Consider the following 19,589-nt stretch of genomic DNA (forward strand, 5'->3'; position numbering starts at 1 on the left):
CCGCCCCAGGGCGCTATATGTCTTTCAACGGTTTTGCTCCAATTGAGCAAAAGCCGCCGCGCCCGGCGACAGCCTCGGCGCCTTTTTAAAGGCCTCAGTAATGCTCAATTTGAGCATAAGGGAGGGTAGGATGGCCGCCGACGGTTTCCAGTTCGCGTTCACGCCCGAAGTCGAGGCCCAGACCCTTCCGGCCTGGGAGAAGGTGAAGCGGCACGTCACGCCGATGGAATGGCGCGCCCACGCCCCCCTGATCGCCGAGATCAACCGGCTGAAGCGCGAGAAGAACGCGGTCATCCTCGCCCACAACTACATGACGCCCGAGATCTTCCACGGTGTGGGCGACTACGTGGGCGACAGCCTGGGCCTGGCCAAGGAAGCCGCCAAGTCGGACGCCGCCGTCATCGTCCAGGCGGGCGTCCACTTCATGGCCGAGACCTCGAAGATTCTTTCCCCCGGGAAGCGGGTGCTGATCCCCGACCTGGGCGCGGGGTGCAGCCTCGCCAGCTCGATCACCGGCGCCGATGTGCGCCTGATCAAGCAGCGCTATCCGGGCCTGCCGGTCGTCACCTACGTGAACACCACCGCCGACGTGAAGGCCGAGACCGACATCTGCTGCACCAGCGCCAACGCCGTGCAGGTGGTGGAGGAAGCCGCGAGGCTGTGGGGCGTCGACCGGGTGATCCTGATCCCCGACGAGTTCCTGGCCCGCAACGTGGCCCGCCAGACGGACATCGGCATCATCGCCTGGAAGGGCCGCTGCGAGGTGCACGAGCGCTTCACGGCCGAGGACATCCTGGAGATCAAGGCCGCCTATCCCGGCGCCGAGGTCCTGGCCCACCCCGAATGCCCGGCCGAGGTGCTGGAGGTGTCGGACTTCGCCGGCTCGACGGCGGCGATGAACGACTACGTGCTGCGGAGGAAGCCCAGGCGCGTGGTGCTGATCACCGAATGCTCGATGGCCGACAACGTCGCCGCCGACGCGGTGGACACCGAGTTCGTGCGGCCCTGCAACCTGTGCCCGCACATGAAGCGGATCAGCCTGGAGAACATCTACGAGGCCCTGGTCCACGACCGGCACGAGGTGAGCGTCGATCCGGCCGTGGCCGAGCGCGCCCGCCTGGCGGTGCAGCGGATGATCGACCTGCCGCCGCCGGCCGTTCCCGCCCGCTACGATCTCGTGAAAGCCCGGCGCCACGTGGACGTGGAGCTGATCTGATGACCGAGCGCATCCGCCACGACGGGATCGTCGTGGTGGGCGCCGGGCTGGCCGGGCTGACGGCGGCGCTGGCCGCCGCGCCCGCCAGGGTCCTGGTGCTCACCGAGGCGCCCCTGAACGCCGGCTGCTCGTCGGCCTGGGCGCAGGGCGGCATGGCCGCGGCGCTCTCGCCCGACGACGCGCCCGAACTGCACGCCGCCGACACCGTGGCCGCCGGCGCGGGCCTGGTGAACGCCGCCATGGCCCGCCTGCTGGCCGAGGAGGGCCCGGCCGCCGTCCGCGCGCTGGCCGATCTCGGCGCGCCGTTCGACCGCACGGAGAGCGGCGCCTTCGCCCAGAGCCTGGAGGCCGCCCACGGCAAGGCCCGCGTGGCCCGCGTGAAGGGCGACCAGGCCGGCCGCGCGATCATGGAGGCGGTCTCGGTCGCCGTCCTCGCGGCCCCTCACGTCCAGGTGCGCACGGGCGCGAAGCTGACCGGCCTGCTGCAGGAGGAATCCGGCCGCATCCGGGGCGTGCTGGCGCTCATCGACGGCCGCCCCGTCGAGATCACCGCCCGCGCCGTGGTCCTGGCCACCGGCGGGGTTGGCGGCCTCTATGCGATCACCACCACGCCCGCCGAGCTGAAGGGCGAGGGACTGGGCCTGGCGGCGCTGGCCGGCGCCCGGATCGCTGATCCCGAGTTCGTCCAGTTCCACCCGACCGCCATCGACATCGCCAGAGATCCGGCCCCCCTGGCCACCGAGGCGCTCCGGGGCGAAGGCGCGGTGCTGGTGAACGCCGACGGCGAGCGCTTCATGGACCGCTACCACCCGGCCGGCGAGCTCGCCCCGCGCGACGTGGTGGCCCGCGCCATCCATGCCGAGCGCGAGGCGGGCCGGGGCGCCTTCCTCGACGCCCGCGAGGCCGTGGGAAAGCACTTCCCGGACGAATTTCCGACCGTCTTCGCCGCCTGTCTGTCGGGCGGGGTGGACCCGCGCAAGCAACCCATCCCGGTCGCCCCGGCCTGCCACTACCACATGGGTGGGATCGCCACGGACGCGGACGGCGCGACGTCCCTGCCCGGCCTCTTCGCCGCCGGGGAATGCGCCTCCACCGGCGTGCACGGCGCCAACCGGCTGGCGTCCAACTCGCTGCTGGAGGCCGCCGTCTTCGGCGCGCGCGCCGGCCGCGCCGCCGCCACCCAGAACGACGCCAAAGGCCCCTTCACCGCCGTCACGGCCGCCGAGCTGCCGCCCGTCGCGCTCCAGGCCCTGCGCGAAGCCATGAGCCGGGACGCGGGCGTGATCCGCGACGCCGCGGGCCTCACCCGCCTGCTGGACCTGATCGACGCGCTGGAGGCCGCGCATGGCCGCAGCGCCCCGCTGGTCGCGGCCCGGCTGGTCGCCGCCTGCGCGCTCGCCCGCCGGGAGAGCCGGGGCGGCCACTTCCGCGCCGATTTCCCCGGCCGGGCCGAGCCCGTCCGCACGGTCGTCACCCTGCCGGCGCTCGAGCGGCCCGGCCTGAGGTTCGCCGCCGAATGATCGAAGCCGTTCCCGATCTGCTGATCGCCCCCATCGTCCGCGCGGCGCTCGCCGAGGACCTGGGCCGCGCCGGCGACGTGACCGCCCAGGCCTGTATCCCGGCCGACGCCGACCTCGCCTGCACCTTCGGCGCCCGGCGCGCGGGCGTGGTGGCGGGCCTGGCCTGCGCCCGGCTGGCCCTCGCCGAACTGGACCCGCACGCCGTCTTCGAGCCTCGGGTATCGGACGGCGACGTCGTGGCCCCCGGGACGGTGCTGGCCGCCGTGCGCGGCAACGCGCGCGCCGTCCTGACCGCCGAGCGAACCGCCCTGAACCTGCTGGGCCGCCTCTGCGGCGTCGCCACGCTCACCCGCGAGTACGTCGACGCCGTGGCCGGGACCCGGGCCCGCATCACCGACACCCGCAAGACCACGCCGGGCCTGCGCGCGCTCGAGAAGTACGCCGTGCGCTGCGGCGGCGGAGTGAACCACCGCTTCGGCCTCGACGACGCCATCCTCATCAAGGACAACCACGTGGCGGCCTGCGGCTCGGTCGGCGAGGCCGTGCGCCGGGCCAAGGCCTTCGCCGGCCACCTGATGAAGGTGGAGGTCGAGGTGGACAGCCTGGACCAGCTCCATGAGGCCCTGACCGAGCGGCCGGACGTGATCATGCTCGACAACTTCAGCCTGGCGGACCTCGCCGAGGCCGTGCGGATCACGGCGGGCCGGGTGGTCCTGGAGGCCTCGGGCGGCGTCACCCTGGAGACCGTCCGGGCCATCGCCGAAACCGGCGTGGACGTGATCAGCGTCGGCGCGCTGACCCACTCGGCCAAGGTGCTGGACATCGGCCTCGACGCTGTCTGAGCGGGGTCCGGCGGACGCATGGCCGAGGCTTCATTCGTGCGCGGACGGACGCGGCGCTAAGGGCGGGCCATGCTCAAGCTCGCCCCGCTCGCCGCCGCCTGGGCCGCCGCGGCGGCGCGGGACTCCATCGCCTGCGCCATGATGGCCTTCACGCGCGCCAGCACCTCGGGCCGGGCCAGTTCGGGACGGCCGGAGTCGAACGGCGGCGCCGGGGCGTATTCCAGCCCGAGCTGGACGGCCTGGGCGTAGTCCTCGCCGGCCAGCTCGGCCAGCAGGGTGAAGGCGAAGTCGAGGCCCGCCGTGACGCCGCCGCCGGTGATGATGTTGCCGTCGCGCTCGACGCGGGCCTCCGACACGAGGGCGCCGAACGGCTTCAGTTGGTCGCGCCAGGCCCAGTGGCAGGCCGCCCGCTTGCCGGCCAGGAACCCCGCCGCCGCGAGGATCAGCGAGCCGGTGCAGACGCTGGTGACATAGGCCGCCCCCGCGCCCAGGCGGCGGATCTCGCGCATGAAGCCCTCGTCCAGCATGGCCTCCGTCGCCCCGAAGCCGCCAGGTACGAGCAGCACGTGGCAGCTCGGGATGCGCGCCAGGTCCGCGAGGCCGGTGAAGATCAGCCCCTCGGCCTCGATATCCGCGCCGCCGACGGAGGCGGCGATCACCTCGGCGCCCGGGGCGCGGACCAGCACCTGGTGAGGTCCGGTGAAGTCCAGGTGGGTGACGCCCGGATAGAGGGCGATGACGATGGTGAGCTTGGACATGGACGAGGCCTCCGGCGGTTGACGACGCCAGGCTATGCGGCGCAGGGTCTGTCCGAAATGCCATTGATCCCTCGGTTTCCGCCATGATCCGCCGGCTCGCCATCGTCATCTTCCCGGGCTTCCAGATCCTGGACGTCACCGGGCCCATCGCCGCCTTCGAGATCGCCTCGCGCTACCGCCCCGGCGCCTACGAGAGCCGCGTCCTGGCGTCCGGGGGCGGCGAGATCCCGAGCTCGTCCGGGGTGAAGCTGACGGCGGAACCCCTCGACGGGTCGGACGTGGACACCATCATGGTCTCGGGCGGGGACGGCACGCGATCGATGGCGGCGCTCCTGGAGACCGTCGCCTGGCTGCGGGAGCGGTCGGCCGCCGTCCGGCGCGTGACCAGCGTCTGTTCGGGCGCCTTCCTGCTGGCCGAGGCGGGCCTGCTGGACGGCCGGCGCGCCACGACCCACTGGGGCAGCACCGACGCCTTCGCCCGCCGCTATCCGAAGGTGAGGCTGGACGCCGACCGCATCTTCATCCGCGACGGGAACGTGTGGACCTCGGCCGGGATCACCGCGGGAATCGACCTGGCCCTGGCGCTCATCGAGGACGACCTCGGGGCCGAGGTTGCGCGCCGCACCGCCCAGCAGCTCGTCGTCCACCAGCGCCGGCCCGGCGGCCAGTCGCAGTTCTCGGCGCTCATCGACCTGGGCGGACGCTCGGGCCGGTTCGCCGAGCTGATGGACTGGATGCGGGCCAACCTCGCCCGGCCGCTCACCGTCGAGGAACTGGCGGAGCAGGCCTGCATGAGCCCGCGCAACTTCGCCCGCGCCTTCGCGGCCGAGACCGGGACCACCCCGGCCAAGGCGGTCGAACGCCTGCGGCTGGAGGCCGCCCGCACCGAGGTGGAGGCCGGCCGCGCGCCCATCGACCGGGTCGCCGAGACGGTCGGCTTCGGCGATCCCGAGCGGATGCGCCGGGCCTTCCTGCGGGCCTTCGGCCAGCCGCCCCAGGCGTTACGTCGCGCGGCCCGGGCCTAGGGCCTTTCCCGGTCAGATGGAATCATTTGAACGGGACAAACGGCCCTAAATCAGAGCCTTGAGCACGATCTGATCGCAAAACCGGCGGCCGCTTTGCGGATCGCGCTCTACTCGGGCCGTCTCGCCTGGGCCTTGAGGATTTCCAGGCTCTCGTTCTGGCGCTTCAGGAGCTCGACGAGCTCGCGGCAGCGCAGGCCGTCCACCTTCAGCTCGGGCGCGAGTCCCGTGGGGGCCTCAGGGGCGCTCGGCCCCGGCTCAGCTTCCAGGGCAAGCGGCAAGGCGCGCCGCGCCGACGCGTCAGGAGACGGCGGCGTCGGCGGGCTGCGAGATCTTGAGCGCCGCGGCCTCGGCCGGCTTGGCGGCGGGCGAAGCGGGCTTCCCCTCGGCCGCCGGAGCCTGGGCGGCGGGGTCCGAGGCATGGCCCTGAGGCGCGCCGTCGGCCGCCTTGTCCAGCACGGCCGAGGTGAGCCGCAGTTCCGCCGGCTGGATCACCGGCTCGCCGGCCGCCTGCATCACCCCGCGCGGATTGAACCTGTAGAAGACGTGCATGCCCACCTGGGCGACGCGGCGCATCTGCGGGCCCCACGCCGGGGCGACGGCCGTGGTGTGGAAGTGGGTGGCCGAACCGATGTCGGCGATGGCCGCGCCGGCCAGCACCCGGCCCGCGACCTTCCGGGCGCGATCCCAGGCCGCGGCCTCGCGGCGGCCGCGCATCGAGCCGTCGCAGGCGAAGCTGAACTGGCAGCCGCGGCGGCCCGCACCCTGGAACACGACGCCGCAGACGGTCTTCGGGAAGGCCGGGTGCTTCACCCGGTTCATCACCACCTGGGCCACGGCGAACTGACCGCGCGAGCTCTCGCCGCGGGCTTCGTAGTAGACGGCCTGGGTCAGGCAATCGAGCTCGCGCGCGGCGGTCGGCGCCGCGCCGCGGCGCTCCAGGCGTTCGGTGAGCTGGGTGAGTTGGCGCGACTGGCCATAACCCTGGCCGCCTTCGCCCGGAACCTGCGTCAGGCGCAGGACGTTTGCGTCCTGCAGCAGGGCGGAGTCGGAATAGACGCCCTCGGCCGCCTGGGCGATGCGCTCCACGCGGCTGTGGTTGGCCGCATGCTGGGCCATGCCCCCGGCCAGATAGGCTGCGCCCAGGCTCAAGCCGACGCCTGAGCCGATCAAAGCGGCGCTGATCAGCACGCGCCAATCGGCGCGAGCCTGCGTTCCAGATTTCAAAACTTTCCGGTCCCTGACGGCGAGGGCGACTGCTTGCCCCCCGACAATTGTCGCCACGGTCGCCCCTGCACATGCTGGAAGCGCCCGCCGGCAGGCCCAACCCCGGATCCGTTATGGGGGCGGGCGACGGCAAATGGTGAAGGATGTATGAATGAACTCGCCGCCCATGGCAAGTCATTTTTGCATCGCAGCATAGGACTTCCCGCCGCACCCGCGGCTGTTCCGTTCCGATCCATTAACGGCTTTTCGCCGCAAGGCCCGGGCCACTCTGCTAGACTGTCCTCGGAAGACTTTCGAGGCGGCCTATACCAAGACGCTGAAAAGCTGATCTTTCACCGCACCGCGTTTACCTTAAGAGCCAAATCCAAGCTTGAGCGGAACCGGGACGGCGGCCCGGTGTTTTCCGCAATGCACACTTGGGAGGCTCCGCCATGAAGACCACGCTCCTGCTCGCCGCCGCCGGCTCGGCCCTGGCGCTCGCCGCCTGCGGCCACAACACCGAACAGAAGGCCGCCACCGGCGCCGTCGCGGGCGCGGTGGTGGGCGGCCCCGTGGGCGCCGCCGCCGGCGCGGCCGTGGGCGCCGCCGCCAGCAAGATCGAGGAGAAGCGCTAGTCCCGCCCCCAGCACGCCGGCGCTCGCTTTCCGTTCGGACGCTGATACGGTGTAAATCAAAACCTGGGGAGGCTTTGATGATCCGCACCGTACTGGCGCTCGCCGCCGCCTTGATTCTGGTCCCGGTGTCGGCGCACGCCGCGCCGCAGGACCGCTATGCCGACAACGCCGGGGTGAGGCTCCACTACGTCGTGGACGGCCAGGGGCCGCTGGTCGTGCTGCTGCACGGTTTCCCCGACTACTGGGCGACATGGGCGCCGCTGATGGCCGACCTCAACGCGGCCGGCTACCGCACGGCGGCGCTGGACCTGCGCGGCTACAACCTCTCGGACAGACCCGAGGGGGAAGCGGCCTACGCCATGCCCAACCTGATCGCCGACGTGGCCGCCGTGATCGCCGCCGAGGGGCAGAAGGACGCCGTGGTCGTGGGTCACGACTGGGGCGCGGCCATCGCCTGGCAGGTGGCCATGAACCGGCCCGACCTGGTGAACCGCCTGGTCATCATGAGCGTGCCCCACCCCGCCGGCTTCGCCCGCGAGATGGCCATGAACAGGGCCCAGCAGCAGAACAGCCAGTACGCCCGCAACTTCCAGCAGCCGGGCTTCGAGAAGACCCTCACCGCCGAGGGCCTCGCGGCCTGGGTGAAGGATCCCGAGCAGAAGGCCAGCTATATCGAGGCGTTCCGGCGCTCCGACTTCGGGGCCATGCTGAACTACTATCGCGCCAACTATCCGCGCGGGACGGGGGACCAGGCCGCCCCGCCGCCGTCGATGGCCACCGACGCCCGGGTGAAGGCCCCGACCCTCGTGATCCACGGCATGAAGGACACCGCGCTCAACGCCGCGGGCCACGCCGGGACCTGGGACCATGTGGACGCCGACACCACCATCGTGATGCTCCCCAACGCCGGGCACTTCGTGCAGCACGACGCCGGGCCCCAGGTGAACCGCGCGGTGACGGACTGGCTCGGCGCGCACCGCTGACCCGCCATGACCTGCGTCAAGGCGCAGCTTGATCTGGGGGTCTAGCAGCCGAGGCATGTCCCTCCGCAACACCCGCGCCGGCTACGGCTGGGCCGCCATCGCCCTGCATTGGATTTCCGCCGTCGGCGTGATCGCCCTCTACCTGCTGGGCGAACGCCTGGAGGAAGCCCCGGACCGGGCGGCCAAGCTCGCCGCCTTCGCCAACCACGTGTCGGTGGGCATGCTGCTCCTGGCCTTCCTGGCGGCGCGCATCCTCTGGAGCCTGTCGCAGCCTAGGCCCGAGCCGCTCGGGCCACCCGGCCCGCTGCGCCTTCTGGCCGAGGGCATTCAGATCGCCTTCCTGGCCCTGATCGCCGTGCAGATCGTCACCGGCCCGCTGGTGATCTGGGCCAATGCGCGCCCCATCGAGGTGTTCGACTGGTTCGCGCTTCCCAGCCCCTTCCCGGCCAAGGTGGAGTGGCTGCACGAGGCGGCCGAAGCGGTGCACAAGCTCGCCCCCAACCTGCTCTGGCCGCTGCTGGGCCTGCACGTCCTGGGCGCGCTCAAGCACCTTGTCGTGGACCGCGACGAGACGGTCCGCCGGATGCTCTGGCCGAAGGCGAGCTAGTACCTCAGGCAGAGCAGGTCGCGGATCACCCGGGACCGCCCGGTGATCTCGCCGTTGGGCCCCAGGGCCCGCGAAGCGCGCTCGCTGTCATCGAACCAGGCCGCCGGGCCCAGCCCCTGACGGCGGCAGAAGGTGTCCGCCCCGTTCTTGCCGGCGGCGAGGTCCATGCCGCGCACCGTGGGCCTGGCGAAGAACACCGTGCGGGTCCCCTCCACGCCGCGCGAATCCCAGCCGCCGGGCGGACGCGGGCCCCAGCCGTCGCCAGGACCGGGACCAGGGCCGGGGCCGGGACCGCCGAAGCCGGCGGGCTCCAGCGAAGAGATCTGCTCGGCCAGGCCATAGCGGTTCAGGTCGGGAACGTCGCCCCGCACCTCCTGGCAGCGGCCCCGGAAGTCGTCGTGCTCGCAGATCCGCCAGCGGCCCTCGAACTTGGCGCTGCGCGCCCGGTCGTTGAACCGCCAATCGCCCAGGTCCGCCGTCGAGCCGGTGATGGTGACCGAACGGCCCTCGAAGTTCGGCAGTTCGTAGAGCGTGGCCGAGCCGCCGCGGAACGGCTGCGCCTGGGCGGCGCCCGCCAGCGCCAGCATCGCGATCGCACCCGCCAGCCACGTCTGTCTCGTCGTCATGTCAGCCTCCTCAAGCTCGGCCGCATTCGGGCTTGGCCGTGATGAACCACGCCTGAAGCCGAGGCTCAGCCGGCCGTCAGCGTCCCGCCTTGAGATCGGTCAGCGCCAGCATTGCTTCCGGATCGAAGACAATCTTGTCCCGAAGACCCCGGTTATGCCGCGATCCAAGAGTATTATCTTGAGCGTCGAGAGAGGCGGCGCACCCGCGCCCCAGGAGACATTCCCATGATCGAACGCAGGCCGTTCGCGAACCTCGGCGGCGCCGACCACGGCTGGCTCAAGGCCCGCCACCACTTCTCGTTCGCCGACTACTACGACCCGAACAGGATGGGCTGGGGCCCGATCCGGGTGTGGAACGACGACGAGATCGCGCCGAACTCCGGCTTTCCGCCCCATCCGCACGCGGACATGGAGATCATCACCTACGTCCGGCAGGGGGCGATCACCCACCAGGACAGCCTGGGCAACCAGGGCCGCACCGAGGCGGGCGACGTCCAGGTGATGAGCGCGGGCTCGGGCATCCGCCACGCCGAATACAACCTCGAGCCCGAGACCACGAAGATCTTCCAGATCTGGGTTCAGCCCAAGAGCCGCGGCGGCGCGCCGAGCTGGGGCGCCCGGCCATTCCCGAAGGGCGACCGGGCCGGCCGCTTCGTCACCCTGGCCAGCGGCCTTGCGGGCGACGACGACGCGCTGCCCATCCGCACCGACGCGCGGGTGGCGGGCGCGACCCTGAAGGCCGGCGAGACGACGACGTATGAACTGGGATCGGGCCGCCACGCCTATCTGGTGCCGGCGGCGGGGGCCATCGAAGTCAACGGCGTCCGGATCGACGCCCGGGACGGGGCCGCGGTCCGCGACGAGGCCGTCCTGACGGTGACGGCGCTGGAAGACGCCGAGGTCGTGCTGGTGGACGCCGGCTAGAGCCGGGCCGGATACGAACGGGCCCGCGGCGGGGTTCTCGCCGCGGGCCTTTCCGCACGTCCGCTGTTCAAGGGAGAGCTTAGCGGGCGGCGAAGGTCTTCTGGGCCTGGGCGGACTGCGCCTGGCGCAGGACTTCGGCCTTCTGGGTCAGCTCGGCGCGGACGCCGGCGCGGCAGGCCTGCCAATCGGGGACGGCGCGGCGGTCGGCGCAGAACTTGAAGGCGGCCTTTTCGATCCGGCCGTCCAGGACCGCGGCGCCTTGCGGCGTCATCAGGTTCAGGTCGGCCACCTTCACCGTTTCGGCGGCGTGGGCGGCGGTGGAGAGCGCGGCCATCGGCAGGGCGGCCAGGGCGAGCGTGGCGGCGCCGGCGATGCGGCTGGCGAAACTGGTCGTGGACTTGGTCATGGTCGTTTCCCTCGAAGTGTTCGCGGCGGGCGGTGCGTCCGTCGACAGGGAAACGAATACTTTCAGATACACACGAACGCTCGTGAATATCGAGTAATGACGTCGATTTAAGAAAATTACAGAGTATTAATCACCTGAACACTCTGTAATCCACCGCGGATCAGTGCGGCCGCGCGGGCCATGCGCGCCGCGAGGGTGCGGCGCGCGGGCGCAGCCGCCGGTCGAAGGCCTCAGCCCTCGCGGAAATAGGGTTCGACCGGGCCCTGGAGCTTGATGGTCAGGGGATTGCCGCGGCGGTCGCGCGAACTGCCGACGGAAAGGCGCACCCAGCCTTCGCTCACGCAGTATTCCTCGACGTTGGTCTTGTCCTCGCCCTTGAAGCGCACGCCCACGTTCCGCGCCAGCACGTCGGCGTCGTAATAGGGGCTGGCGGGGTCCACGCAGAGGCGGTCCGGCGGGGTTTCGGTGTTGTCGCTCATGGGCGCGAGTTCGCACAGAGCGGGCGGCCTTTCAAGGCGGCGGCGCGCCTTGACCGTATCCGCGGGGCGCCGTCTGCTCGCCGCCGATCTTCGAAGGGGGTGTCCATGATCCGGGTTCTGGCGTTCGTCGCGGCGCTCGCCGTCGCCGCGCCTGCGCAGGCGCAGACCGCGACCGACAGCTTCAAGGCCGTGCTGGCCGACCACTGGGCCTGGTACCTGAAGGCCAATCCGGTGCAGGCCACGATCCTGGGGGTCCGCACCTACGACAAGGAGCTGGGCGACCCCTCGCTCGCGGCCATCGACCGCGAGGCGGCCGAGGCCAAGGGCTTCCTGGCGCGCCTGGACGCCATCCCCACGGACCAGCTCTCCGAAGCCGACCGGCTGAACCACGCCCTGCTGCGCAGGGAACTGGCCAACCAGGTTGAGGGCGACCGCTTCGTCCAGCGGGCCATCCTGTTCTCCAACCGCCGCGGCTGGCACCTGAACTTCGCCCGCCTCCCTGAGCGCGTGCCGCTGTTCACCCTCGCCGACTACGAGAGCTACCTCGCCCGCCTGGCCGCCTATCCCGAGTACAACCGCAAGGCTATCGAGACGACCCGGACCCTGGTGAAGGCCAAGGCCACCCACCCGTGCGCCGCCATGGTCGGCTTCGAGCGCGGCATCGCCGCCCAGGTCGTCGACGACCCTACGAAGTCGGACCTCTACGCGCCGTTCCTGAAGCCTCGCCCGGCCAACATCACCGAGGCCCAGTGGAAGGACCTGTCGGACCGCGCGCGCCAGCTCGTGTCGACGGCGGTGGTCCCCGCCTACCGCGACTTCCTGGCGTTCTACACGTCCGAGTACCAGCCGGCCTGCCGCAAGACCTTCGGCGCCTACGACATGCCCCAGGGGCGGGAGTGGTACGCCTATCGCGTCCGCCTGATGACCACGACCGACAGGACGCCGGAGGAAATCCACCAGCTCGGCCTCTCGGAAGTCGCCCGCATCCGCGCCGAGATGGACGCCGTGGTGAAGCGCTCGGGCTTCCAGGGCGACCGGGCGGCCTATGTCGAGCACCTGCGCACCGACCCGCGCTACTATCCCAAGACCCCGGACGAGCTGATCGCCGTGGCCTCGGTGCTGGCCAAGCGCATCGACGGGGAGATGCCCAAGCTGTTCGGCCGCCTGCCGCGCACGCCCTATACGGTGAAGCCCGTGCCGGCCGCCACCGCCCCCGGCACCACCACGGCCTACTACACCCAAGGCTCCTACGAAGGCGCCCAGCCCGGCGTCTACTGGGTGAACACCTCCAAGCTCGACCAGCGGCCCCTCTTCGAGATGCCGGCGCTCACCGTCCACGAGGCGGTGCCTGGCCACCACCAGCAGCTCTCGATCCAGTCCGAGCTCGACCTGCCCGAGTTCCGCAAGCACGCGGTCAACTTCACCGTCTTCACCGAGGGCTGGGGCCTCTATTCCGAGCGCCTGGGCATCGACATGGGCCTCTACGACACGCCCGAGAAGGACTTCGGCCGCCTGTCCTACGAGATGTGGCGGGCCTGCCGGCTGGTGGTCGACACCGGCCTACATTCCAAGGGCTGGACCCGTGACCAGGCCATCCAGTTCATGCTCGACAACACCGCGCTGAGCCGCGGCAACATCGAGGCCGAGGTCAACCGCTACATGGTCGATACGGCCCAGGCGCTGGCCTACAAGTTCGGCGAGCTGAAGATCCGCGAACTGCGCGCCAGGGCCGAGACGGAGCTGGGCCCGGCCTTCGATCTGCGCGCCTTCCACGACACGGTGCTCGAGAACGGCGAGGTCCCGCTGGACGTCCTCGAACCCCACGTCGACGCCTGGATCGCGGCGCGGAAGGGGTAGGTCACGCCTCGGGCCGGATTGCCAAGCGGCGGTCCGGCCTGTTCAAAAGGCCCATGAAGCTCATCCTCGCCGCGCTCGCGGCCGCGCTGGTCGCCGGCGCCGCCGTGGCCGAACAGCTCCCCCCGAAGCGGGTCTTCGAAAGCCCCGACCTGAACGGCCCCCGCGCCCGGGGCGTGAAGCTCGCGCCCGACGGCAGGTCGGTCACCTACATCAAGGTCCGGGCCGACGACCTGACCGTCACGGACCTGTGGATCGCCGACGTGGCCGGCGGCGAGCCGCGGATGCTGATCGACGGCAAGATGCTGGCGCCCGAGACCCGCGAGCTCTCCGAGGCCGAGAAGGCGCGCCGCGAACGGGCCGGCGTCGCGACCCGGGGCGTCGTTGACTACGCTTGGGACGACCAGGGCAAGGTGATCCTCGCGCCCATCGAGGGCGACCTGTGGCTGTATGAGCTGGACAAGGGTCAGGCCCGCCAGCTCACCCGCACGCCGGGGGACGAGATCGACGCCAAGGTCTCGCCGAAGGGGCGGTATGTCTCGTACGTCCGCGACGACAACCTCTATGTGACGCCGGTGGCCGGCGGCCCCGAGCGGGCGCTGACCGAGGGCGGTTCGGAGCTGTCGAGCTGGGGCGCGGCCGAGTTCATCGCCCAGGAGGAGATGGACCGCCACACCGGCTACTGGTGGAGCCCGGACGAGGCGCGCATCGCCGTCGCCCACGTGGACCAGTCCGGCGTCGACGTGGTGGAGCGGCCCGAGGTCGGGGCCACGGGCGCCAAGGTCGTGCCCCAGCGCTACCCCCGGGTCGGGCGGCCCAACGCGGTGGTCACCCTGTACGTCCAGGACGTGGCCACCGGCGCGCGGACCCAGGTCGACCTGGGCGCGGACCCGGACATCTACCTGGCCCGGGTGGACTGGTCGAAGGACGGCCGCACTCTCTACGTCCAGCGCCAGAGCCGCGACCAGCGCCGCCTGGACCTGATCGCGGTCGATCCGGCCACCGGCCGGGGCCGGACGATCCTCACCGAGACCAGCCCGCACTGGGTCGAGCTGACCGACGACTTCAAGCCGCTGAAGGACGGGACCTTCCTGTGGTCGTCCGAGCGCTCGGGCTTCCGCCACCTCTACCTGTACGCAGCCGACGGCAGGCTGATCCGCCAGGTCACCAGGGGCGCCTGGCCGGTGGACGCGCTGGAAGGCGTGGACGAGGCGCGGGGGCTGGCCATCTTCGCCGCCACGAAGGAGGCGCCCATCGAGCGGCGGCTCTATTCGGTGTCGTACCGCCAGCCCGCCGAGCCCCGCGTGCTGACGCCCGACATCGGCTGGTGGACCGCCGAGGTCGCCAAGACCGGCGGCGCCTTCGTCGGCACGTTCGAGAACCCGCGCACGCCGCCCCGGACCGCGCTCTATCGCGCCGACGGCTCACGGGTGCGCTGGATCGAGGAGAACCGGCTGGCCGAGGGCCATCCGTTCTGGCCCTACGTCGAGCGGCTGCGCGTCCCCGTCTACGGGACCATCGAGGCCGAGGGCGGCGAGACGCTCTGGTACTCGCTCCGCACCCCGCCGGGCTTCGATCCGGCCAGGAAATATCCCGTCATCGTCCAGGTCTACGGCGGCCCCGGCAGCGCGCGCGTGACCCGCGGCTGGCAGAACCCGGAGGACCAGATCCTGCTGGACGCCGGCTATATCCTCTTCCGGCTCGACAACCGGGGCACGCCGCACCGCTCGGTAGCCTTCAAGACGGCCATCGACCGCAGGCTCGGCCAACTGGAGGTGGACGACCAGCTCGCCGGCGTCCGCTACCTTAAGACCCTGCCCTACGTGGACGCGGACCGCATCGGCGTCACCGGCTGGTCCTACGGCGGCTACATGACCCTGCTGCTGCTGACGGCGCCCGACAGCCCGTTCAAGGCAGGGGTCGCGGGCGCCCCGGTCACCGACTGGACGCTCTACGACACCCACTACACCGAGCGGTTCATGGGGACGCCGAAGGACAACGCCCAGGGCTACGAGGCCTCGGAGGTCGTCCGGCGCCTGCCGCGCCTGAAGGACGGGTCCCTGCTGCTGATCCACGGCATGGCCGACGACAACGTCACCTTCGACCATTCCACGCGGGTGATGTTCGACCTGCAGGCGCGGGGGACCGCCTTCGAGACCATGGTCTATCCGGGCCTGCGCCACCGCGGCGGCTGGACGCCCACGAACCGCCTGCACCGGGCGATGCAGACGCTGGACTTCTTCGACCGCAAGCTGAAGTAGCCCATGGTTGCCGGCGCTTCATGATGAGCGCCGGTTGACCCTGCCCGTCAGCGGTCCGGCAAGGTGCCCGAAGGCAGACTGTCCTGCGGGGGGCGGGTTTTCGAAAGGACCCGCATGAGATGACGGACCAGATGCTGCGGCTGTTCGGGGAGCTCTACGCCTACGCCGGAGAGCACCCCTTCATCGCCGCGATCATGGCCGGCGGCGTCGCCGGCCTGATCCTCGGACGATAGCTACTCAGGCCTCTTGAACTTCATCGCGAACTGGTCGGTCTTGCCGCGGATGGCGGGGTCGAAGACGTTCGCCGTGTGCGGGTCGGTGTCGTTGCGCAGCAGCGGGGTCTCGCTCACGAACTGGAAGCCCGCGGCCTCGACCTCCTGGCGCACGACCTGGGGCTCGATGCGGTGGACCTTCATCGCCGCCTCCAGGCCCGCGCCCGGCGCGGCCACATGGTCGACGATCACGTAGAAGCCGCCCGGCTTCAGCGACTTGAAGACCTCGGCGTTGACCTTGGCGGCGGTGTCCTTCGGGAACGGGGTCAGGTGCAGGTCGTGATAGTTCTGGACGGTGAGGACGAGGTCCAGGCCGTCGGGCAGGTCGAGCGCCCCCAGGCCTCCGGAGAGGCCCGTCACGTTCCCGTAGTCGGCCGGCACGGTCTTCAGGCTCTCGCCGTACTTGGCGTCGAACTTCACGAACTCGTCCGGCTGGTAGGCCCAGACGTGGCCGGCCGGCCCCACCGCCGCCGACAGGATGCGGGTGAAGTAGCCGCCGCCCATGATGAGGTCGACGACCTTCTCGCCCGGCTGAACTTCGGCGAAGGCCAGCAGCTCGGCGGGCTTCCGCGCGGCGTCGCGCCCGACGTCGGCGGCCGGTCGGGCCTTGTCGGCCAGGGCGGCGGTCAGGTGCGCCGGAACGGCCTGGGCGGCGGCCGGGCCGGCGGCGGCCAGCATCAGCGCCGAGAGCGCCGGGATCAGGAACTTGCGGGCCATCTGGGCCTCCCCTTCGAGTCTGTGGCGGGGACCGTATCACCGGTCTTCCAGGCTCCGGAAGCTGAACCCGATGTCGGTGGGCGAGTTCAAGCACGGTTCAGGTGAAGCGGCGCAATCCTGCGATCGACGGGGCGGGCCTGAGACGAGACAGGAGTATTCATGAGGACGTTTCTCTACGCCGCCGTGGCGCTTGCCACCGTCGCGGCTCCCATCGCCGGCCAGGCTCAGCCGTACGAGCGGCGCGAGGACCGGCGCGAACTGCGGCAGGACCAGCGCGAGCTGCGCGAGGATCGCCGCGAAGCCCGCCGCGACGGCGTCATCACGCCCCGCGAGCAGCGCGAGCTCGCCCGCGACCGGGCCGAGGTGCGCCAGAGCCAGCGCGAGCTCCGCTACGACCGCCGCCGGGCCGAGACCTGGCGCGGCCGGCCCGAGTGGAAAGCCTACCGCGGCGTCCGCAACGGCTACTGGTACGCGCCCGGCTACGGCTATCGCCCGTACATGCGCGGCTACGCCTGGCGCCGCGGCGCCTACGTGCCTCGCGCCTACCGGAGCTTCTATGTGCAGGACCCCTACTACTATGGCCTGCGCCCCGCGCCGCGCGGCTACCGGTGGATCTACGCCGACGGCAACTTCGTGCTGATGGCGCTCTCCACGGGCCTCATCGCCCAGGTCATCGCCAACGGCTGGTAGGATGCGAAGGGCGCGGAGGAGCCCCGGCTCCTCCGCGCGCGCCCTCATGCCGGCTCGGTTTCCGGCTGGTGCTTCGCGAAGACCGCGAGCTGGTCGGCCAGCGCCTTGCGGAAGGCCGGCCGCGCCTCGCCCCGGGCCATGTAGGGTCCCAGCACCGGATCGCCCGTCACCATATCGGTATGGCGCAGGTTCCGCAGAACGCTGACCATCATCAGGTCGCCGATCGTGAAACGGTCCTCCAGCCACTCGCGCCCATCGAGGCGCCGGGCCAGGGACGCGAGCTTCATGCGCGTGAACGCCTCCTGGCCCGGACGCCGGGCCTTGGCCCAGGCCTCCTCCGGATGGAAGATGTCGAGCAGCACCAGGTTCTGCACGTGCGGCTCCACCGAGTTGAGCGCCGCGATGACCCATTGCGCCGTCCTGGCCTTGCCGGCCGGGTCGCGCGGAGCCAGCGCCTCGGAGCGCTCCGCCAGGTGCAGCAGGATGGCGCCGCTCTCGAACAGGGTGAGCCCGTCCTCCTCGATCGCCGGAACCTGGCCCCAGGGCTGGACCGCCCGGTAGGGCGGGGCGTCGTTCTCGCCCAGGTCCAGCAGCCGTTCGCGGTAGGGAATGCCCGCCTCCTCCAGCGCCCAGCGGACGCGCAGGTCCCGGACCAGGCCCTGCGCGAAGGGCGGAACCCATTTGAACGCGTAGAGCGTGATCATCGGCCGTCTCCTTCGGTCTTGGCCTCGACATAGGCCTGTTGCTTGTCCAGCAGGCCGCTCCAGCCGGCGATGTGGCTGTCGCGCCGCTCGACGTCGGTGAACGGGGTCTGGTGGAAGGTCTGGATCGTGCCGCCGTGGGCCTCGGCGAAGGTGATGGTCACCGTGGTCTCGACGCCCTTGGCGGGGCCCTCGTCCCAGGTGAAGGTGAAGACGATCCGCTTGTCGCGGTCGATCTCGCGATAGACGCCCTCGTGCCAGTTCTCGCCGTACCGGTCCGAGGTGAATCCGGCGCGCCACTTCCCGCCCTCGCGGAAGTCGTGGCTGAAGTGGATGCAGCGGCAGTGCTTCGGCGCCCACCAGTTGGCCCGGTGCACCGCGTCCTCCCACATCCGGAAGACCAGCGGGATCGGCGCGTCGAAGTGGCGGACGATCAGCAGTTCGTCGTCGCGCAACGGCATGCCCGGATCGCGCACGCCCGTCCGGGGCTCAGCTCTTGCGTCCATCGGGATTCCCTTTCGTGAGCGACGCCAGGTAGGCGTCCATCTTGTCGAAGCTGCCCTCCCAGAACCGGCGGTAGTGGGCGAGCCAGCCGTCGAGATCCTTCAGCGGCCCGGCCTCCAGCCGGCAGGGCCGCCACTGGGCTTCCCGGCCGCGCGAGATCAGGCCCGCCGCCTCCAGCACCTTCAGGTGCCGGGACACCGCCGGCAGGCTGATGTCGAACGGCGCGGCGAGCTCGTTCACGGTGGCCTCGCCCTGCGCTAGCCGCGCCAGGATCGCCCGTCGCGTCGGATCCGCTAACGCCGAGAGCGTGGCGCTCAGGTGATCGGCCTGCGCCTGCATCATTCCCCCCGTCCGTGGCTCACGGCCCGCCGGCCCAGCCGCTTCAGCCACGGCCCGGCGTGGAACACGCTCATGAGCAGGTACATCGTCGCCATGCCGCCCGCGGTCCACGGGGCGGCCCCGCCGCAGAGCATCGCCGCCGGTCCGGCGTCCGCCGCCGCGAGCAGCGCCATGGCGGCGAAGACCGGCGTGGCGGCCATCGCCACCCGTTCGGCGAGGAACGACGGGCTCACGCCTTGGCCTCGGCGCTCGCCGCGCGGAACGCCGCCTCGCCGGCGTCGGACACCCGCACCCATTCCGGATCGGGGGCGGCGTCCGGCTCGTAGCTGTCGTGCCAGTTCCACCACTTGTAGGTCGGCGTCTGGGGATAGCCCGGGGGCGAGTCCTCCCAGACCTCCTGGCGGCCCAGGGGCGAGAGGTCGAGGTAGCTCCAGACGCTCCCCATCGCCTCGTCGCCGCGGTTGTTGATGAAATAGGTGCGGAAGATCCGCTCGCCGTCGCGGAAGAACACGTTGTGGCCGTGCCACTCGTCGACGCCGAAGTCCCTGTCGAAGTCGTCGGTGATCGTGTGCCAGGGCATGCGCCAGCCCATGCGCGCCTTGAGCCCGGCGATGTCGGCCTGCGGCGCGCGCGAGACGAAGCAGAGGGTGGTGTCGCGGGCGTTCAGGTGGGCGAGGTGCGAGACCTGGTCGGCGCCCAGCGAGCAGCCCCGGCAGGCCCGGTCGGGCCAGCCGTGGACCCCGGGCTCGAAGAAGGCCCGGTAGACGATCAGTTGGCGGCGCCCCTCGAACAGGTCGAGCAGGCTGGCCCGGCCGGTCTCGGTCTCGAAGGCGTAGTCCTTCTCCACCGCCATCCAGGGCATCCGCCGGCGGTCGGCGGCCAGGGCGTCGCGGGCGCGGGTGAGCGCCTTCTCCTTGACCAGCAGCGCCTTGCGCGCGGCTTCCCAGGCGTCGGGCGACACGATCGGCGGGGTCTGCATGGCGGCTGTCCTTCCTTGTCGCGGCGGATTAACTTAACCACTGTGTTA

Annotated in this window: 23 protein-coding genes; 11 read left to right on the forward strand and 12 right to left on the reverse strand. The window is 71.2% G+C overall.

The window, feature by feature from the left end:
• Positions 1-100 precede the first annotated feature (100 nt).
• Genes nadA through nadC form a run of 3 tightly spaced genes read left to right on the forward strand, consistent with a single transcriptional unit; the run spans position 101 to position 3,578 of the window.
• Positions 101-1,216 carry a quinolinate synthase NadA gene (nadA, locus tag ACK4TT_RS11605; RefSeq protein WP_409636810.1) on the forward strand — a complete coding sequence of 372 codons (1,116 nt, stop codon included), beginning with the start codon at positions 101-103 and terminating at the stop codon, positions 1,214-1,216.
• Positions 1,216-2,736 (forward strand): L-aspartate oxidase, encoded by a 1,521-nt coding sequence (locus tag ACK4TT_RS11610; protein WP_410213023.1) that lies wholly within the window; start codon positions 1,216-1,218, stop codon positions 2,734-2,736. Before nadA ends, ACK4TT_RS11610 begins: the two co-directional genes overlap by 1 nt.
• Positions 2,733-3,578 carry a carboxylating nicotinate-nucleotide diphosphorylase gene (nadC, locus tag ACK4TT_RS11615; RefSeq protein WP_409636804.1) on the forward strand — a complete coding sequence of 282 codons (846 nt, stop codon included), beginning with the start codon at positions 2,733-2,735 and terminating at the stop codon, positions 3,576-3,578. The genes ACK4TT_RS11610 and nadC overlap by 4 nt, the downstream gene beginning before the upstream one ends.
• A 56-nt stretch (positions 3,579-3,634) precedes the next feature.
• Here the strand turns inward: nadC and ACK4TT_RS11620 are convergent, their stop codons facing one another.
• Positions 3,635-4,336 (reverse strand): DJ-1/PfpI family protein, encoded by a 702-nt coding sequence (locus tag ACK4TT_RS11620; RefSeq protein WP_409636801.1) that lies wholly within the window; start codon positions 4,334-4,336, stop codon positions 3,635-3,637.
• An 83-nt stretch (positions 4,337-4,419) separates the two neighbouring features.
• Between ACK4TT_RS11620 and ACK4TT_RS11625 the strand changes: the two genes are divergently transcribed.
• Positions 4,420-5,361: a GlxA family transcriptional regulator gene (locus ACK4TT_RS11625; RefSeq protein ID WP_409636798.1), complete on the forward strand. Its 942-nt coding sequence runs from the start codon at positions 4,420-4,422 to the stop codon at positions 5,359-5,361.
• Positions 5,362-5,468: 107 nt separating this feature from the next.
• Here ACK4TT_RS11625 and ACK4TT_RS11630 read toward each other — a convergent pair whose 3' ends face one another.
• Together ACK4TT_RS11630 and ACK4TT_RS11635 are read right to left on the reverse strand one after the other, a co-directional pair.
• Positions 5,469-5,639 carry a hypothetical protein gene (locus ACK4TT_RS11630; RefSeq protein ID WP_409636795.1) on the reverse strand — a complete coding sequence of 57 codons (171 nt, stop codon included), beginning with the start codon at positions 5,637-5,639 and terminating at the stop codon, positions 5,469-5,471.
• Between the two features lie 19 nt (positions 5,640-5,658).
• Positions 5,659-6,510 (reverse strand): cell wall hydrolase, encoded by an 852-nt coding sequence (locus ACK4TT_RS11635; RefSeq protein WP_410213024.1) that lies wholly within the window; start codon positions 6,508-6,510, stop codon positions 5,659-5,661.
• 506 nt (positions 6,511-7,016) lie between these two features.
• Here ACK4TT_RS11635 and ACK4TT_RS11640 point away from each other — a divergent pair.
• The 3 genes from ACK4TT_RS11640 (at position 7,017) to ACK4TT_RS11650 (ending at position 8,789) form a co-directional block, all read left to right on the forward strand.
• Entirely contained in the window at positions 7,017-7,199 is a 183-nt protein-coding gene (locus ACK4TT_RS11640; protein ID WP_409636789.1) for a hypothetical protein, read from the forward strand.
• A gap of 77 nt (positions 7,200-7,276) precedes the next feature.
• Complete coding sequence (locus tag ACK4TT_RS11645; RefSeq protein WP_409636786.1) at positions 7,277-8,182, forward strand: alpha/beta fold hydrolase; 906 nt, start codon at positions 7,277-7,279, stop codon at positions 8,180-8,182.
• Between the two features lie 55 nt (positions 8,183-8,237).
• The gene (locus tag ACK4TT_RS11650) at positions 8,238-8,789 is read left to right on the forward strand and encodes a cytochrome b (RefSeq protein ID WP_409636783.1); all 552 of its coding nucleotides are present in this window, start codon (positions 8,238-8,240) and stop codon (positions 8,787-8,789) included.
• On the opposite strand, the gene ACK4TT_RS11655 is transcribed toward ACK4TT_RS11650, so the two are convergent.
• Positions 8,786-9,415: a beta/gamma crystallin-related protein gene (locus tag ACK4TT_RS11655; RefSeq protein WP_409636780.1), complete on the reverse strand. Its 630-nt coding sequence runs from the start codon at positions 9,413-9,415 to the stop codon at positions 8,786-8,788. The two genes, ACK4TT_RS11650 and ACK4TT_RS11655, sit on opposite strands and share 4 nt — an antisense overlap.
• Before the next feature lie 225 nt (positions 9,416-9,640).
• Between ACK4TT_RS11655 and ACK4TT_RS11660 the strand changes: the two genes are divergently transcribed.
• Positions 9,641-10,339: a pirin family protein gene (locus ACK4TT_RS11660; protein ID WP_409636777.1), complete on the forward strand. Its 699-nt coding sequence runs from the start codon at positions 9,641-9,643 to the stop codon at positions 10,337-10,339.
• A gap of 79 nt (positions 10,340-10,418) precedes the next feature.
• On the opposite strand, the gene ACK4TT_RS11665 is transcribed toward ACK4TT_RS11660, so the two are convergent.
• Both ACK4TT_RS11665 and ACK4TT_RS11670 read right to left on the reverse strand, forming a co-directional pair.
• A complete protein-coding gene (locus ACK4TT_RS11665) occupies positions 10,419-10,745 on the reverse strand; it encodes a UrcA family protein (protein WP_409636774.1) in 327 nt (108 codons plus the stop codon).
• A 230-nt stretch (positions 10,746-10,975) separates the two neighbouring features.
• Positions 10,976-11,224, reverse strand: coding sequence for a DUF3297 family protein (locus tag ACK4TT_RS11670; RefSeq protein ID WP_409636771.1), 249 nt, complete (start codon positions 11,222-11,224; stop codon positions 10,976-10,978).
• Between the two features lie 105 nt (positions 11,225-11,329).
• Here ACK4TT_RS11670 and ACK4TT_RS11675 point away from each other — a divergent pair, with 105 nt between their 5' ends.
• Positions 11,330-13,081, forward strand: coding sequence for a DUF885 domain-containing protein (locus ACK4TT_RS11675; protein ID WP_410213025.1), 1,752 nt, complete (start codon positions 11,330-11,332; stop codon positions 13,079-13,081).
• Positions 13,082-13,134: 53 nt separating this feature from the next.
• Entirely contained in the window at positions 13,135-15,339 is a 2,205-nt protein-coding gene (locus ACK4TT_RS11680) for a DPP IV N-terminal domain-containing protein (protein WP_410213026.1), read from the forward strand.
• Between the two features lie 233 nt (positions 15,340-15,572).
• Here the strand turns inward: ACK4TT_RS11680 and ACK4TT_RS11685 are convergent, their stop codons facing one another.
• The gene (locus ACK4TT_RS11685) at positions 15,573-16,328 is read right to left on the reverse strand and encodes a class I SAM-dependent methyltransferase (protein ID WP_409636762.1); all 756 of its coding nucleotides are present in this window, start codon (positions 16,326-16,328) and stop codon (positions 15,573-15,575) included.
• A 159-nt stretch (positions 16,329-16,487) separates the two neighbouring features.
• Here ACK4TT_RS11685 and ACK4TT_RS11690 point away from each other — a divergent pair, with 159 nt between their 5' ends.
• The gene (locus ACK4TT_RS11690) at positions 16,488-17,018 is read left to right on the forward strand and encodes an RcnB family protein (protein ID WP_409636760.1); all 531 of its coding nucleotides are present in this window, start codon (positions 16,488-16,490) and stop codon (positions 17,016-17,018) included.
• A 44-nt stretch (positions 17,019-17,062) separates the two neighbouring features.
• Here the strand turns inward: ACK4TT_RS11690 and ACK4TT_RS11695 are convergent, their stop codons facing one another.
• The 5 genes from ACK4TT_RS11695 to ACK4TT_RS11715 are packed head-to-tail and all read right to left on the reverse strand — an operon-like array spanning position 17,063 to position 19,541.
• Positions 17,063-17,722, reverse strand: a complete 660-nt coding sequence (locus ACK4TT_RS11695) for a glutathione S-transferase family protein (protein ID WP_409636757.1) — start codon at positions 17,720-17,722, stop codon at positions 17,063-17,065.
• Positions 17,719-18,225: an SRPBCC family protein gene (locus ACK4TT_RS11700; protein ID WP_409636754.1), complete on the reverse strand. Its 507-nt coding sequence runs from the start codon at positions 18,223-18,225 to the stop codon at positions 17,719-17,721. The genes ACK4TT_RS11695 and ACK4TT_RS11700 overlap by 4 nt, the downstream gene beginning before the upstream one ends.
• Positions 18,209-18,562, reverse strand: coding sequence for an ArsR/SmtB family transcription factor (locus ACK4TT_RS11705; protein WP_409637028.1), 354 nt, complete (start codon positions 18,560-18,562; stop codon positions 18,209-18,211). The genes ACK4TT_RS11700 and ACK4TT_RS11705 overlap by 17 nt, the downstream gene beginning before the upstream one ends.
• Complete coding sequence (locus ACK4TT_RS11710; RefSeq protein WP_409636751.1) at positions 18,562-18,795, reverse strand: hypothetical protein; 234 nt, start codon at positions 18,793-18,795, stop codon at positions 18,562-18,564. Before ACK4TT_RS11710 ends, ACK4TT_RS11705 begins: the two co-directional genes overlap by 1 nt.
• Positions 18,792-19,541, reverse strand: a complete 750-nt coding sequence (locus ACK4TT_RS11715) for a DUF899 domain-containing protein (RefSeq protein WP_409636748.1) — start codon at positions 19,539-19,541, stop codon at positions 18,792-18,794. Before ACK4TT_RS11715 ends, ACK4TT_RS11710 begins: the two co-directional genes overlap by 4 nt.
• Positions 19,542-19,589: the final 48 nt, after the last annotated feature.

The sequence above is a fragment of the Phenylobacterium sp. genome, from assembly GCF_046463815.1.
Lineage (GTDB): Bacteria > Pseudomonadota > Alphaproteobacteria > Caulobacterales > Caulobacteraceae > Phenylobacterium.